This is a genomic window from Streptomyces sp. NPDC056948 (genome assembly GCF_042674225.1).
GTDB lineage: Bacteria > Actinomycetota > Actinomycetes > Streptomycetales > Streptomycetaceae > Streptomyces > Streptomyces purpurascens.
Map to the genome: position 1 here is coordinate 13,469 of NZ_JBHUQX010000067.1, position 15,318 is coordinate 28,786.

The window sequence follows — 15,318 nt, forward strand, 5'->3', positions numbered from 1 at the left end:
GCCCCCTGATTGGGTTAAAGAAGCAGGTTAAATGGCGAGGTAAGCATTGCTAGGGTGGGCGTGCGAAGGGAGATCCGCATGGCCACCGAGGAAGAGCTGTTCGCGTCCGTCGACGCGCTGTTGGACGAGGAGCCGCAACTCCCGCCCCCGGCGGAACGCGCCCGGCTGCGCGAGGCCGCCGGTATCACCCAGGCCCGTCTCGCTCTCGCGTTGAAGACGTCGACGCAGACGGTGAAGAACTACGAGAACGGCAGGAGCGAGCCCAAGTCGCCCCGCCTGGAGGCGTACCAGCGCCTGCTCAACGGCTGGGCGGCGAAGTACCCCACGCACGGCACCCCCGCCACTGTGCCCGCCCCGGTCGCGGCGCCGCAGCCGGAGGAACCGGCCACGCTCACCGGCCAGTCCGCCCCCGAACCGGAGAGCGCCGCGCCGGTGGAGACGCCCGCCGTCCAGACCGCCCCCCAGCGCTCCGCCCCCCAGCGCCCCGCCCGTCCGGCCGACCGCCCGGCGACATCGTCGCGGCGCCCGGCCGCGAAGAAGGCCGAGAAGCCCGCCGTCGATTCCGGCTTCCCGCACGGTCCGCTCGCCGTCCTGGACGGTGACGGCTCCGCGTACGGCGTCGACGGGATCGTGCTGGACTGCCCCGCCACCACCATCCCGGAGTTGGTGGAGTGGACGCTGCGCGAGTCCGGGCTCGGCGCGTCCAGGCTGCACCGCAACGGCCGTGACGCCGACCCGCTGATCGTGCTCACCGCGGCCGCCGCCGTGAAACTCGGACTGCCCGAGCGGTTGGAGGACCGCCGGGGCCTGCGGCTGGCGGAGGATCACCCGGTCGTCAAGCAGGTCACCAGGGCGAAGTGGAAGCTGACCAAACGCGGATTCGGCCCGTGGGCCCGCGTGTACCGACCGGCCCAGGCCCATCAGCGGCAGTGCGTGCAAATCGCGGTCCTGCCCTGGGACGCCCTCGACGAGCGGTCCTGGCCCGGCGTGACGGACCTGGAGCCGGCCGACATCGCCCGCGTCCTGGGGGTCTACGCACAGCGGGTCCTCACCCCGCGCGGGTCGACGGCCGTCTCCGGCCTGGAGCTGATGACAGCCCTGCGCCCGCCCACGCGCGCGGTGCAGGATCGTACGACCGGCCAGTGGAGTTCGGGCCACAACCCCGGCTCGCTCGGAACGGAACCGATCGACCCGGCCCCACCGGAATGCGTCCCCGAACACCCCCTGGTCGTGCACCGTGACTGGAAGGGCGGCTTCCTCGACGAGGAGGCCTACCAGTGGGTGCGCGACGTCAACCTGCTCACCGGGGACGAGGTGTCCCTGCCCTGGGCACTCGGGCTCGACCTGAACACCGCCTTCCTCGCCTCCGCCGCCCGCCTGGTGGTCGGCCTGTCCGCCCCGGACCACTTCCGTGCCCCGGTGTTCAACCCGAAGATTCCCGGCTCCTGGCTGGTGGACCTCTCGCACGTCGAGCTCGACCCGCGTCTGCCCAGCCCGTTCACGCCGTCCGGCACTCCTCCCACCGGCCCCGCCTGGTATCAGACCCACACCGTCGCCTACGCCCAGGAACTCGGCTACAACGTCCAGCCGCTGGAGGCGTACCTGAGGCGGGAGACCGGCGCCTACCTGGACCCGTGGCACGACCGGCTGCGGACGGCATACGTCGACACCATGGCCGACCTCGGCGTCACCCGGGACCTGGACGACCGCGGGTTCCTCGCGGCGATGGAGCGGCACAAGGACGCCGACCCGGCCATGGCCGCCGTGCTCGCCGCCATCAAGGCCACAGTGAAGGGCGGCGTCGGCAAGCTCCGCGAGCGCCCCCAGGGCAAGGACTACAAGGAGGGCGATGCCTGGCCGGCCATGGAGCGCCCGACCTGGCGCCCGGACATCCGTGCCGCGGTCATCTCCAAGGCCCGGGTCAACATGCACCGCAAGCTGCTCAACATGGCCAGGATGACGGGCCAGTACCCGCTCGCCGTGCTGTCCGACTGTGTCGTCTACCCCTCGCCGTCCCGCTCGCCGATCGACATCCTCCCCTACAGCACGTCCGGCAAGCCCATCCCCGGCACCTTCCGCCTCGGGCCCACCCCGGGCCTGGCGAAGTTCGAAGGCGTCCAGGAGATGTCCTGGGCGGTCGACCTGATGGAAGCGGGCTACAACCCGGCCCGCCACATCAAGGGCGGCGACGCCGTCCTGGAAGAAGGGGAGTGACCGGTGAGGGAGATCGAGGACGCGATCGAACGAGCGGACCGGGAGTCCTTCACACGGGAGCCACCCAAGACGCTGAAGGGCCAGATCGGCTATCTGATCCGGCAGTTGGGCAGCGCGAAGGCCGTCGCGCGGGAGATCGGCGTCACCGCCGACTCCGTGAACCGCTACCGGCGCGGCGCCCGCAAGCACCCCCGCCTCGACGTCGCCGCGAAGATCGACGAAGCGGTGCGGGCCCGCTGGCAGCCGCAGGTACGCAAGCGCCGGCAACGGCAGGCGGCCTCCACGGGCGGGATCACGGTGGAGACGAGGGCCCGGTTCGGCTACACCGCACCGATCGGCACAACCGACGACGGCCGTTTCCGCCGCCTCACGGTGCACCTCCCACCGGAATACGCCGGCCGCCTGTTCGACGCTCGCGAGGCCGGCGCCAGCGACCAGCAGATGCGGCAGATCATCGCCGACGGCTTCAAGGACGTGTACTTCCAGGACGGCGGAGTCCGAGCGATGGGACTGTCGGACGTCGCCATCAACGACATCGACTACCTGGAGCTCGACTACTGACGCAGCCCCCGGAGAAAACGCTGACCACGCGGTGTTGCAGGTGCATAGGATCGTCGGCATGGCACTGCGACCTGTCAACGTGAACATGAAGGCTCTCGACGTCTCGGCGGTCGGCCGGTTCTGGGCGGAGGCGCTCGGCTGGGGTGTTTCCAGCGAGGGACCCGGCGTGACCAACGTCGAACCCGTCGGCGGCTACGTGTGGCCGGACCCGGTCGCCGTCTGCGTCGACGTCGTCACCGTCCCGGAACCCAAGACAACGACAAAGAACCGTGCGCACCTCGATCTCGCCACCACCTCTCTGGCCCATCAGGCGGAGTTGATCGCGCGCCTGAAGGCTCTCGGTGCGACGCCCGCCGACGTGGGCCAGGTCGACGTGCCGTGGACGGTCCTCGCCGACCCGGAGGGCAACGAGTTCTGCGTGCTGGAGCCTCGGGAGATCTACCGGGACACCGGGCCGATCGCCGCGGTGGTGGTGGACTGCGTGGATCCGCGGGCCATGGCCCAATTCTGGGGCGAGGCGACGGACTGGACCCTGCACGAGGTGACGGACAGTCATGCGGTGCTGCGCTCCGCCAAGGGCGTCGGCCCGTATCTCGAATTCCTCCGCACGCCCGGCGCGAAGACCGTGCCAGACCGCGTGCACATTGACCTGCTCCCGTACCCCGGTGACGACAAGGCAGCGGAAGTGGCCCGGCTGCGTACCCTCGGCGCCACCGACCTCGACCTCGGCCAGGGCGACGTCCCGTGGACGTGCCTGACCGACCCGGAGGGCCACGAGTTCTGCGTCCTGGGCTCGTCCTGACGCGGAGCCTCTCGGGAATGTAATCCCGAGGAGTTGGAACTCGGCCGCCCTCTCTGGACCTCGTCCGGCGTCGGGGGGCGTGCGTCGGACTTCGGGTCATCGGATGTGCCGCCTTCGAGCGTCCGCAGAGTGCGATGGAGCTCGGCGATGTCTCGGTCCTTCTCCGCGTCCGTCATGTGAGGATCCGTGCGGATCATGTCGATCCTGCCCTGGATGAAGGCTCGCTCGGCGGCGACATCCCGGGGAGCACGACGGGATTCACGGGCGAACTCCTCGCGCCGGTCCCCGGGCGGTCCCGCGGGCCCGTCAGCGTTGGGCGGAGTGCGCGGCGGAGGTTCGGACATGTCGGTCGGCTCCTGCGGAATCAGCTCCTGACCGCGAAGTTGTAGTTGGGGTCGAGGAATTCGGTGCGGAAGCCGACGTTGCCGTTGTGGACGTAGCTTTGGTTGGGCGTCAGCAACCCCCAGGGACTCCAGTTGCCGCCGACGTCCCGCGTGCAGGTGGAGGCACCGAGGGTCCCCAGCGGCTTGGTGCCCGAGTAAGCGGGCTGGAAGGTCTCCACGATGGGCCCCCAGTTCCCAAAAGTGCTCATTGCTGTCTGCTGGGCCAGCGTCGCCGCGTAATCGAACTGGTAGATGAGGTCGTGGCGGTCATGGACATGGTTATAGAGCTGCACGATGTTGCTCCACCTCCCGGGGGACGATTCCGCAGTCGTGAGCGTGACACCGATGACCTGTCGGGGCAGACCATGCGAATTGACAGTCCTGCGGTACGCGCCCATGGACGACCAGGGCACGTCCAACTGCAATTGGTGTGGAGCGGGCTGTGCCCAGTCCCACAGGCAGAAGCTCGGTGCGTGCTGCGCGTAGTAGGCGACGAACGCTTCGTGCCCCTTGACCGCGCGGTTCATGGCGGTCACGTACAGGAAGTCGCGGACGTTGCCTCCCGGGGTGTCGGGGCAGATGATGTCCCAGCCCAGCGAGGTGCCCGTCGAGAAGGCCCGCTTGAACGACTGGTAGTAGAGGAAGCCGTAGCCGAGACGGGTCGGCACCGGCTCTTCCGTGACGCCGAAGTCCTGCTCGAACCGCTCGGCCAGTGCGGACGCCATGCGATCGCGGTCTTCGAGATCCAAGTCCGGGTCGGTCCTCGCCAGGCGCAGCTTGCTCTGCAGAAAGGCCCGCTGGAGGGCTTCCGCGTTCTCGTCGGGATATTCCGTGGTGATGCGCGCGAACTTCTCGCGCTCGTCCGCCGGTTCGCCCGGCATGTCCGGTCCGATGATGCGGAACGGTGCGGAGACGTCGACGTAGGTAACGGTCATGAGAGGTTCACCTGCTCTGGGGCCAATGACACGGAGGACGATGGAGTGCGGGGTAGGCCGCCCGGCGACAGGGGCGGGCGGTTCCGTCCCAGTTACGGACGATAGGGGGCGTGTGTCACTCCAGCGTCATCACCTCGCCATCCGTCCACCGGGCGATCTCGGGCCGGCGGACCTACCCGGACGTCCGGCGGGAGCATCCGGGTGAACTGCGGCGAGGGCGGGACTCCGAGCTCCTCGCGCAGTACCCGGCAAAAGGCTCGGTAGTGCCGCACCGCCTCGTTCACGTTGCCCTCCGCGAGATGTGCGGCGACCACTGCCCGGTGCGCGCTCTCCCGCATCGGTTCGCTTCGTACGCTCGTCAGCGCGGTCTCCAGGGCGAGCGTGTGCCGCCCCTGCCGAGCCAGGCGGTAGGCCAGCGCATCGAGAGCGTGCAGGCGCAACTGCCGCAGCCGTTCCCGTTCGAACAGCGCCCAGTCGTCGTCCCAGCCGGGCAGCAGTTCTCCCTCCCCGAACAAGACGGTCGACACCGGCTCGTCGCCGGGCGCCCCGGAAGAGCGCACCAGGCGCAGCGCCGTCTCGGCGAGCTCACGGGCGTCCACCGTCACGGAGTCGACGATGGAAACAGTGTTCCTGCTGCAAGTGACCAATGCCCGGTCGCCGTGCGGCAGGTTGCACAGGGTGCTGCGCAGGCTGCCCCGGGCGTGCGCCTCGGTCGCCTCCGGCCACAGCGTCCCCGCGAGGAGCGTCCGGCTGACGCACGAGCGCAGTCCCACGAAGGCCAGCAGGCGTTGCGCGTTCCCGCACAGATTCACCGCTTCGCTGCCGTTCACCAGCCGGAACTGACCGAGCAGCCGGAGGCAGGGTGCGGAAGGTGATTCCGAGCAAGCCATCGTCTCTCTCAGAGGATGAGCCAGGGAGCTTCACGGAGCCACGTAGCGAAATTCCGGTCCGTAGGTCTTGCCGCTGTCATCGGGAAGCGCGCGCTTCATCAGTTCGCGAGCGGGTGACCGCAACGTGAACATCTTTGTCTCCGCTTCGCCGAGCAGCTCCGAATCGCCTTGCCTCCAGGCCTCCTCGAGGGTCCTCAGCAAGGCGCTGTAAGCGCGATTGAATTTGTCCAGGAGGGCCGTCACCTCGGCAGCGGGCACGTCAGGTCCCGTCCGTGGCCAGCCCCCCTGAGGGACGACGCCCATGGGTAGCCGCTCCGGCAACGGGACCACCACCGTTGGGTCTCCCCATTTGTGTCCTTGCGCGATCTCCAGGAAGGCGTAGTAGTGGGCGAGCTCGCCCCTTGCCAACGGGTACGGGTTCTGGGGCGACGCGGATGTGCCCTCTCCCTGCTCCTTGATGACCGCGATGGCCGACTCGACGTCACCGAGCGTCCTGAGTTCCTCGAGGCTGTTTCCCGAACCGTGGTGCGTCATGTCCCTGGTCACTTGCCGGTCGCCGGTGATGAGCTGGGGGTTCGCGCGCAGGGCGTCCACGATCGCGGTGTAGAAGGCGCCGATTGAGGGGAACGCCGCAGAGTCCGCCCGCGTGACCGGGTCTTCGGGCTCCTCGATGCTCGCGTACATCTTGGCCGATGCCGTCGTCAGCCCGCTCAGGTAGACCGTGAGTTCGGGGCGTACCCCGCCGGGCAGCGGGCCCGGGTACACCGGCACCAGCGTCTCGTCGGCGAGGCGGGGGGTACCACCGATAGTCGTGAGCAGATTGCACGCGATACCGAGATGCGACATTTCATCGAAGATGATCGTGCGCAGGGTGCTGAACACCTGGTTGGCTCCGCCGGGGTCCTTGATCGACCACCAGCCGCACAGATACGGCGGAAGGGTGGCGAGCTCCAGGAGGATCGCCTGTTGCAATGCCTTGTGCAGCCATTTGGTGTCCCGCTGTTCCGCGGGCTGCCGCATCAAATCGACGATCTGGTTGCTTTGGGCATACTGAACAGCGTTCACCGCAAGGCTCCTTCCGGACAAAGGTCACCGGGGAAGTCGACGCCCAAGGCCAGCGCTATCTCAACGGTAGGCCCGCCTACTTGGCCCCACAACCGCAACGACCGTCGCCTGAGTTTGGATGAGACTACTTGCGACTGAGGTTGAAATCGCCATAGTTGAAGTCACGCTTCATTCTTTGTCGCATCCTGCGATTCGTGCCGTTGACGATGGAATGACGGCGTCTCCCTAATGTGCCGGATATCCGTGTGTGCGGAGTGGATCCGCCGCGCCGGTGCTCGAGGTCCTTGGAGGGGAGCGGACCATGACCTTTCAGCAAGATCTCTGCGTGGGCCTGACGGGGTCCGGGTTCCCGTCGCTCGAGGAGTTCGACGCCGCCATTCGGGCCGCCGACTTGGACATGGACGGCGTCGTCATCGCGCTCCTGCGCCGCGAGGACATGCTCGTCCTTGAATTCGGCTTCCAGGGCCTGTTGCGCACTGGATCGGGTGCTGAGCAGCGACTGGTGACGAAGAGTGCCACCGCTCCCGGATCCTTCATGGTCCGCATGCCGCCGCAGGCGGTGCTCGAGGAGGCCACCCCGTTGGGGAGCCCGTCGACCGCGGTCAAGCGGGCGTGGCTCTCCGGCCCGAGCGACCTGTCGTTCAAGGTGGAGCCGGGAACATCGGTCCCGCTTACCGCTGCGGGGCTGCTGAACTGGGCGGGACTGCCCACCGCCGCCGCGCGGCTGGAGTGTGTATGGGGCCTGGGACTAACGCCGGAGTCCGTGTCCGGGGTGACCTGGCTGCACGCGGCGGAGCCGGTCGTCGGCCCGTCCGGCGCGGTCGGGATCTGGCACACGCGCCTCGCCCTGCCGCCGGGCTCGTCCGGCCCGCCCGGGGCCCCGTCCCGGCTGCCGGTGCCGGTCAAGCCGGCCGAGGTCGTCCAGGACACCGAAGGGTTCATGAGCTCCCTCTCACAGGGACAGCGCCGCGACATCGGAGCTTCCATGGCGCGGCGGCCCGCGCTGGCCAAGGACCTGACGTTCACCGCCCTCGGCGCGAACATCGACCTCACGGGCAACTGGCTGGGCCTGCCCAGCACCAGCGTGATCGGCTACCACCACGAGTCCGTCGGCGGCCGCGACAGCACGGTGAATGTGGTCCAACGCGGTTATCTGCTGCCCTTCGGATTTCCGGCCCTGATCACCACACAGACCGAGCGCCGGCTCGACCACGGCCTTGTGCGGTCGAGCGTCCTGACGGTGCTGCTGCCCGACCTCACGTACCAGGGCGTCGCCGCCCTCCCGGACCAGGGACGCGGCTTCCCGTTCCCGCGCGTGCGACTCAACGGACCGTTGACGGCAGACGTGACCGACACGACTGACACTCTGACGGACGTCGGGTTTTGGATACGGGGGTCGGGGGCGTCCGATGGGCGGCTGCGGTTCAGCCTGACCGCCGAAGACCGGCGCGGGCACCCGGTCGCCTTCACCGCGCCTCTGGTCTTCGTGAAGGGGGACAAGGCCCACGGAGACCTGTCCGCGGCGGCGGCCGCCTTCAAGAGGCAGACGGAGAACATGGCCCTGCCCGCTTCCGGCCGGCTGGAACTGGCGCCCGCGACCGGACCGGACCCGGAATCGACCACCGTGGACCTCGCGGCCCTGCGCATCGGCGCGGTGCGGTCGACCGCCTCCCAGGCGGCTCTGGAGGAAGCCGGGGTACTGGCGGCGCACCCCGAGCTGATCAGTGTGGATGCGCGGATCCCCGCCCTGGACGCACTCGTCACGCGCGGCGCGGCCGCAGTGGACGAATCGGCCGGGCAGGCCGTCCGCACCCTGCAGCTCGACCCGACGTACGTGAAGCAGGGCCTGGCGGCCACCCGGCAGGTCTACGCCCGGTTGAAGCCCCAGGTTCCCGTCGCCCCGCCGGTCACCGCTTCCGGCGGCGTCGCCAAGCTCGATCTGCCGGTCACGGGACTGTCGAGCGCTGCCGGGCTGATCGGCGGAGACCTGGACAAGTTCAAGAGCGGGACGTTCGCGCCGGCGAGCTTCTTCACACCGCCCGCTGCCACGTCCCCGCCTGCGCAGCCGGTCTTCCCGACCAGGCTCCTCGGCTTCGTCGACCTGACCAAGCTGGTGCCCCCCGTCTCCGTGCCGCCGGCCGGCGCGGGCGACGGTGAGGACGTTCCCCGCATGCTCACCAGGGTGCTGCGGCAGCCCGGGCAACCTCCGCACGGTGTGGAGACCACGCTCCGCTGGCATCCCAAGCTGACGCCCGGGACGCACGGCGGTTCACTCAAGACGACGGCCGACACACAGCTGGATCTGCGCTGTGTCACGTTGACGAGCCTTGACCGGGGCGGCGCACCGGTCACCGAGGTACGCGGAGAACTCCGCCGGTTCACACTGTCGTTCGCCGACGTGCTCGACGTTGAGTTTCAGCGGATCGCGTTCGCCAGCAAGCCAGGCACCACGACCTCGCTGGACGTCAAGGTCGGGAAGGTTCAGTTCTCCGGCCAGCTGCGGTTCCTCGACCGACTGCGTGAGTACCTGCCGTCGGTGGCGAACGGTCCGCGGATCCGCGTGGACACCGACGGAATCGACGTCGGATACACCCTCGCCGTGCCCAGCGTAGGTCTCGGCGTCTTCCTCCTCCAGAACCTTGCCCTGTCGGCCTCGGTTCGGCTGCCCTTCGACGGGAAGCCCGTGGAGGCGACCTTCGCCGTGTCCTCGCGTGAGCACCCCTTCCTGGCCACGGTCTCGCTGTTCGGCGGCGGCGGCTTCCTGGGGCTCACCGTCAGTACCGGCGAGGTCGTCAGGTTGGAGGGCCAGGTGGAGTTCGGCGCCGCCGTCGCACTGAACCTCGGGGTCGCCAGCGGCTCGGTCTGTGTGACCGCCGGCGTGTACATCAAGCTGGAGAAGAAAGCCTCGTTGATCCGCGGGTTCCTGCGTGCCGTCGGCGAGCTCGACATCCTCGGCATCGTCAACATCTCGGTCGAGTTCTACCTGGCTCTGGAGTTCCGAACACCCAAGACCCTGTACGGCTGGGCCTCGGTGACCGTCCGCGTGCGCGTGGCCTTCTTCTCGGAGTCGGTGACGATGAAACTCGAGCGCAGGTTCTCCGGCGGTGACGACCCGTCGTTCGCCCAGGCATTCCCCACGTCGCAGCCCTGGCGGGAGCGCTGCGCCGCGTTTGCTCCGATGGAGGGATCATGAACCGGGAGACCGTGGTGTGGACCCTGCTGCCGGACCCCTCGGCTCCGGCCGGCGGCGACGGACTGGCTCGTCTTTCGCTCGTGTTCGGACTTCAGCTGTTCAGCGACGAGGCCGGGACGGGATCCAGTGGCCTGGTACCCCTGACGAGTTTCCGGAACGTCAAGTCCTGGCCCGGCTTCTCCTTCAGGCTGAGCGTCACGTTCCGGGACGCGAGCGGCGATTCGACCAGGGAGGCCACCGTCGAGCCGGTCGCCGATTCCGCACTCTGGGGCAAGCTCTTCGCCGGCACCCAGGTCAAGCCCTTCCGGTTCGACCGCACGGTGGCGTCCGATCGGCTGGAGTCCTATCCCTCTCATCTCGTGTCGCGCTCCCTCCGCGAGGAGTACGGCCGCATGTTCACTCTCTCGGACAGCCCCTACCCCGAGGTCCTGCCCGCGACGACCCAGGGAGGCGACCTTGCGGGCGGCGCGGACGGATGGGACGCAGTCGACCGTCTCGTAAGCCTGGTCGGTGCGGATGACGCGTCGCGCACGGCTGAAGTCCACGAGTCGCTGATCCGGCAGGGAGTACTTCCCGACGACTTCGACGACGACCCTCACGGCTGGATGCGCCTGGCCCGATTCCACGAGCCCTTCACCCATCCGCAGGGAGAAGAGGACGAGGAAGCGGCCACAGGAGAACTCAAGACGCCGGAGCGGGACTTCCACGGCCTCCTGGCAGCGCTGGCCGACCACCCCGGCCTCATGGAGCGGCTCGGGCTCCTCCGACGGGTGACGGTACCGCTGCCTTCGAATCTGGTGGAGGGAAAGCCAGTCGGTATTCAGGCGGTGCCGCTGGAGCACGTTGCCCTCATGGTCGACAAGCCCTTCACACGGTGCGTCCTGCGGCAGGGCCGCCTCTTCCTGGCACGGAAGAACGGGGGCGAGGCCGCACTGTATCTGCCTCTCGACGACACCGACGCCTATGAGGTCGAAGACGTCGACGTCGACGCGGCGGCGCTCGGTCTGCGTGGGTACGCGGACATGCTGGCCGGCCTGCCGCGGAACAGGGAGGCCCCTCGCCTGCTGGCGCCGGCTCTGCGCTCCGACGGGATCTCCGTGGTCGAGAAGGACCGCCAGGTCGCCTTCCGAGAGCACCTGCAAAAGGGCGTCGAAATGGACAAGGACCTGGAGAAGGCCATAGAGGAGGGAGTCGAGGCCGGCAAAGCGATCTCTCTGCACGCGGACAACGTGCTCCAGGGCTACCGGGTGGACGTCTTCGACCAGAACTCCGGCCGTTGGTACCCGCTGTGCCGGCGCACCGGGCAGTACACCGTACGCGGGCACGCGGGAACCCTGCCCATCGACGACGAGGGAACCGTGTCCGACGCCCTGACCCGGGGCGTCGACGACCAGGGGAACGCCGTGTCACGAGTGCACCAGTCCCTGTTCCACTGGAACGGTTGGAGCCTGGTGGCCGAACCCACCGGCAAGATGATCGACACCTCGGAGCACCTCCAGGACCCGGGTCCAGCGCCCGATGCCACTCTGCCGTTCGCCTCCACCGTGCGGCCCACACCGGGGACCCTGCCGTCCCTGCGCTACGGCCGCACCTACCGCTTCCGCGCCCGCCTCGTCGACCTCGCGGGCCGCAGTGTGCCCTTCACGGCACGGCCGACACCGGGCGAACCTGCCAGTCCACGGCTGCGCTACTCGCGCTACGACCCTGTGCCCGCACCCGTGCTCGTGCCCCGGCGCGCGGTCACCCCGGGGGAGTCGGTGAGGGTGCTCGTGGTCCGTACGGACAACTCCGATGCGGCCGCCCCCGTGGCCGGCCCCAGCTGCGACAGGCACCTGCTGGCTCCCAAAGCGTCCGTGCAACTGCTCGAACGCCACGGCGTACTCGATGTGGCCGGCGAACACCGACTCGACCCGGCGGTGCACGCGCTCCTCGGCCGCCTCGACTCCGGAGTGGTGGAGGGGGTGCCGGACCCGGGCGCCGGCGGCACGCCGTACAAGGACGCCGACACCATGCAGCTGCCGTGGGCCCCCGACCCCCTGTCGAGGGGAGCGGCGCTGCACGGCCTGCCGGGGATGCCGGAGTTGCTCGCCCCCTGGCCCCAGGGCAGCGGATGGCACGAACGCCTGCCGCTGCGCCTCGTCGTGGTGCCCGGCACCATCGGAGGCGCACCGCAGATCCCCGTCGTCGACACCACTGCGCGGGTGATCCGCGTGACGCTGCCCCCGTCCGCTACCCTCACCACCCTGCTCAGCAGCATGCTGAACCGGGGCGACGAGGACCTGATGGCACTCTGGCGGTGGTACGTCGAATCCGCCGACAGCCCGAACGACGATCTCGAAGGGGCACGCGCACGGATCGCCGCCGGACTGCTCACCCAGTTGACGCCCACGACGGAGCTCCGGCTGGTCCACGCGGTTCGCTGTCCCGTAGTCGGTCCGGAGTTCGGGAGGGCGAGCGTCGAGCGCGGCCCCGGCGACACCGCCTACGTCCTGAACGACCCCGCGATGAGCCTCCACGACGCGTCCACCCTGTCGGTGCACACGGTGGCGGAATGGACCGAGTTCGTCGACGATCCGACGCAGGCCGGACCGGACGAGCCGCCCGGCCGGGCGATCCTGAGCCAGGGTGACGAGGAGGTGCACTCCGACCGCGCCCACCGCCCCGTGACGTACGACGAGGACGATCCCGCGGTCCGCGCCGGCACCGCGACGGTGCCGTTCAGAGCCGATCACGACCTCGGCGACTCTCGCCATCGCACGATGCGCTTCACCCCCGTGGGCGTGTCCCGGTTCGTCTCGTACTTCACCGAGACGCGCAAGGTGAGGCTCGCGGGCACCAGCCCGGTGACGGTGGCAGCCGCGTTCGTCCCAGGGACGGTCGTCGTACGGGCCTCCGTTGCCACGGTCACGTCTTCCGGTGCCCCCGCCGACCCCGGCCCCACGTACACCTTCGGCCGTGACTTCGACGTGAACGACAAACAAGGCACCGTCGCCCGTCTCGAACGCAGCGGCATACCGGACGGCGCCGAGGTCCTGGTCAGCTTCACCACGCCTCCGGTTACACGGGCCGGGGCCACCGTCACCCACCACGTTCCAGCGACCGTCCGGCCGCCGGCGCCAGCGGTGCACTCGGTGGTTCCCGCCTTCCAGTGGGAGCGCGGAACGGCCGGCACGACACCGACCAGCACGCGGCTCGACGGCGTGGTCCGGGTCTATCTGCAACGGCCCTGGTACGCCTCGGGAGAGGGCGAGATGCTGGCGGTCCGCGTCCTCGGGCCGAGCGAGCAACCCGACGCAGCGTCCGAGAAATGGGCCACCACGTGGGGCCGTGACCCGATCCGCCAGCCGGGCTCCGCGCCGCTGATCGGCTATCCCCGGCCGGCCGACCTGCTCGGCGCAGCCGACGAGACGGTGCCCCAAGGCCACGCGATGGGGTACCCCGTGAGGTACGACAAGCGACGTCAGCTCTGGTACGCGGACGTACGGTTCCAGGCCCAGAACGTCTACCAGCCGTTCGTACGGCTCCGGGTGGCTCGTCTGCAACGGCACGCCCTGCTCTCCCCCCAGGACCTGAGGCTCTCCGCCGGAGTCGACGCGGGCTTCGTCCAGCTCCCCGCTCGGCGTCAGGCGTCGTTGCGCGTCGTCGGAAGGGAAGCGACCGTCACGGTCACCGGGCCAGCGCCGCCGGCGGGCGCGGCCGGCATGTCCACGCGGATGACCGCCGGAGTGCAGGTGAGAGGTCTCAGCTCGATCGACGACCCCGCCCAGTGGTCAACCGTGGGGGTCTCGTCCGCCATGGCGACGCTGTCCCTCGAGTCGGTGACCGGGCCCATCGGCACCTGGAGCGGGAAGTTGACCCTGCCGGTCGAGCCCCCGACGCGTCCACAGCGCGTACTGGTCCAGGAGATCGAGGAGATCCGGAGCGGTGTGCGGGGCCTGATCCGGCGCGTGTCCTACCTCGACACGTTCACGATATGACGTCGGCCGCCGGAGAATGAGCCTCACCCGGGACACTTGTTCCCGGTATTGACCCACGACGAGATCTGCATGCCTCCGTAGTAGCTGAGCTGGCAGGACTCGCGCACCTCCGTCCACCCGTCGTCACATCTCGAATCCGTCGTGCAACACGGCACGAAGAGGCACGCGTTCATGCATTCCTCCTCGCAGGGCTCCATACACCGTGAGGGGTTCCACGTGTCCTGGCACTGCATCCAGCAGTCGCTGTAGCACTCCCTCGGGCAGAAGCTGTACGCCCAGCCGGACGGCGGAACCGTTCCGCACTCCGGCAGATTGTGGAAACCCGGGATTGTCTGATTCACCGCAACCTCCTCAGCCGTGGTCGAAGAAGCGTCCCAGCGGGCCGTTGCGGGACGGGAACAGGAAAGACACGTCGACCGGGACGGAGTACTTCTCCACCTCGTCCGTCGTACGGCTGGCGAAGGTGAAGATGACGTCCATGATCCGCCGGTTGCCCCCCAGCCTGGACCGCCGGACGTCGATCGACGTGAGCGAATAGTCGTCCATGAAACGTTCGAACGTCATCCGGTAGATGGCTGAGTAGCGGACCATCAGGTAGGTCAGCGCGCGGTCCTCGTCCGAAACGCCCACGTTTCCCGAGACATTCATGACGGTCCTCAGCAAGTCCTCCGCTGTTCTGTTGAAAGGCTCCTCGTCCATGGACGCGGGCCTGTCGATGGACTGCACGAGATAAGGGATGCTGGCGGAATAGAGCTGGTCGACCGTGACCACCGGCAGTTGCAGCCCGCCGCAGTGGCCCGCGGGCGCGACCGCGCCCCGTACGCCGATGACCACGTCGACGGCGTCCAACTGGTGCGAGGGCCGGACGGCATTCGCCAGCAGCGCGAAGTCGGCCGGGTCCCGGGGGACCAGGATGTATGTGTCCAGGCCCTGGATCGTCAGGACGTAGCACAGCTGCCGCGTCAAGTAGCGGTTCTCCGGCCGGTTGAGCACCTCGCTGAGCGCCTCACGGTCCGTCATCCCGGCCGTGTCCGCACGACTGATGCTCTGTGCGAGTTCCCTCTCCACCCCCAGGTCCGGGAACCGGAAATCGATCTGTCCCATCGCGTAGACGAAGGCCGGCGCCGTGGGCGCGGCCCCGACGGACGGCCCGTCCCGCTTGGCCTCGCAGGCGCACCGCCCGGCGTTCACCGGGTCCGAACGGGGGTCCTTGATGTCTTCGGCATCCATGGAGAAGCTCCTGAACTGCGGTGAGCACCGAGGCCGGGAGCGCGCTCGCGCTCCTCGGCGTCACCCCT

General features: G+C 69.0%; 9 protein-coding genes. 5 read left to right on the forward strand and 4 right to left on the reverse strand.

The annotated features are described in order from the left end of the window. Window positions 1–78: 78 nt before the first annotated feature. Genes tap through ACFTZL_RS11605 form a run of 3 tightly spaced genes read left to right on the forward strand, consistent with a single transcriptional unit; the run spans window position 79 to window position 3,577 of the window. The gene (gene tap / locus ACFTZL_RS11595) at window positions 79–2,214 is read left to right on the forward strand and encodes a telomere-associated protein Tap (protein ID WP_382580526.1); all 2,136 of its coding nucleotides are present in this window, start codon (window positions 79–81) and stop codon (window positions 2,212–2,214) included. A 3-nt stretch (window positions 2,215–2,217) separates the two neighbouring features. Continuing rightward, entirely contained in the window at window positions 2,218–2,775 is a 558-nt protein-coding gene (gene tpg / locus ACFTZL_RS11600) for a telomere-protecting terminal protein Tpg (protein WP_382580528.1), read from the forward strand. Window positions 2,776–2,833: 58 nt separating this feature from the next. Continuing rightward, window positions 2,834–3,577 carry a VOC family protein gene (locus tag ACFTZL_RS11605; RefSeq protein ID WP_382580529.1) on the forward strand — a complete coding sequence of 248 codons (744 nt, stop codon included), beginning with the start codon at window positions 2,834–2,836 and terminating at the stop codon, window positions 3,575–3,577. 364 nt (window positions 3,578–3,941) lie between these two features. Here the strand turns inward: ACFTZL_RS11605 and ACFTZL_RS11610 are convergent, their stop codons facing one another. The 3 genes from ACFTZL_RS11610 to ACFTZL_RS11620 all read right to left on the reverse strand — a co-directional run bounded on the left by ACFTZL_RS11610 (window position 3,942) and on the right by ACFTZL_RS11620 (window position 6,850). Next, on the reverse strand, window positions 3,942–4,895 hold the full coding sequence (locus ACFTZL_RS11610) for a hypothetical protein (RefSeq protein WP_382580531.1): 954 nt from the start codon (window positions 4,893–4,895) through the stop codon (window positions 3,942–3,944). Between the two features lie 92 nt (window positions 4,896–4,987). After that, window positions 4,988–5,785 (reverse strand): BTAD domain-containing putative transcriptional regulator, encoded by a 798-nt coding sequence (locus ACFTZL_RS11615; protein ID WP_382580533.1) that lies wholly within the window; start codon window positions 5,783–5,785, stop codon window positions 4,988–4,990. A 30-nt stretch (window positions 5,786–5,815) separates the two neighbouring features. Next, window positions 5,816–6,850, reverse strand: a complete 1,035-nt coding sequence (locus tag ACFTZL_RS11620; RefSeq protein ID WP_382580535.1) for a ferritin-like protein — start codon at window positions 6,848–6,850, stop codon at window positions 5,816–5,818. A gap of 301 nt (window positions 6,851–7,151) precedes the next feature. Between ACFTZL_RS11620 and ACFTZL_RS11625 the strand changes: the two genes are divergently transcribed. Together ACFTZL_RS11625 and ACFTZL_RS11630 are read left to right on the forward strand one after the other, a co-directional pair. Continuing rightward, window positions 7,152–10,043 (forward strand): hypothetical protein, encoded by a 2,892-nt coding sequence (locus tag ACFTZL_RS11625; RefSeq protein ID WP_382580537.1) that lies wholly within the window; start codon window positions 7,152–7,154, stop codon window positions 10,041–10,043. Then, the gene (locus tag ACFTZL_RS11630; protein WP_382580538.1) at window positions 10,040–14,020 is read left to right on the forward strand and encodes a hypothetical protein; all 3,981 of its coding nucleotides are present in this window, start codon (window positions 10,040–10,042) and stop codon (window positions 14,018–14,020) included. The genes ACFTZL_RS11625 and ACFTZL_RS11630 overlap by 4 nt, the downstream gene beginning before the upstream one ends. Window positions 14,021–14,371: 351 nt before the next feature. On the opposite strand, the gene ACFTZL_RS11635 is transcribed toward ACFTZL_RS11630, so the two are convergent. Continuing rightward, window positions 14,372–15,250 (reverse strand): hypothetical protein, encoded by an 879-nt coding sequence (locus ACFTZL_RS11635; RefSeq protein ID WP_382580540.1) that lies wholly within the window; start codon window positions 15,248–15,250, stop codon window positions 14,372–14,374. Window positions 15,251–15,318 lie beyond the last annotated feature (68 nt).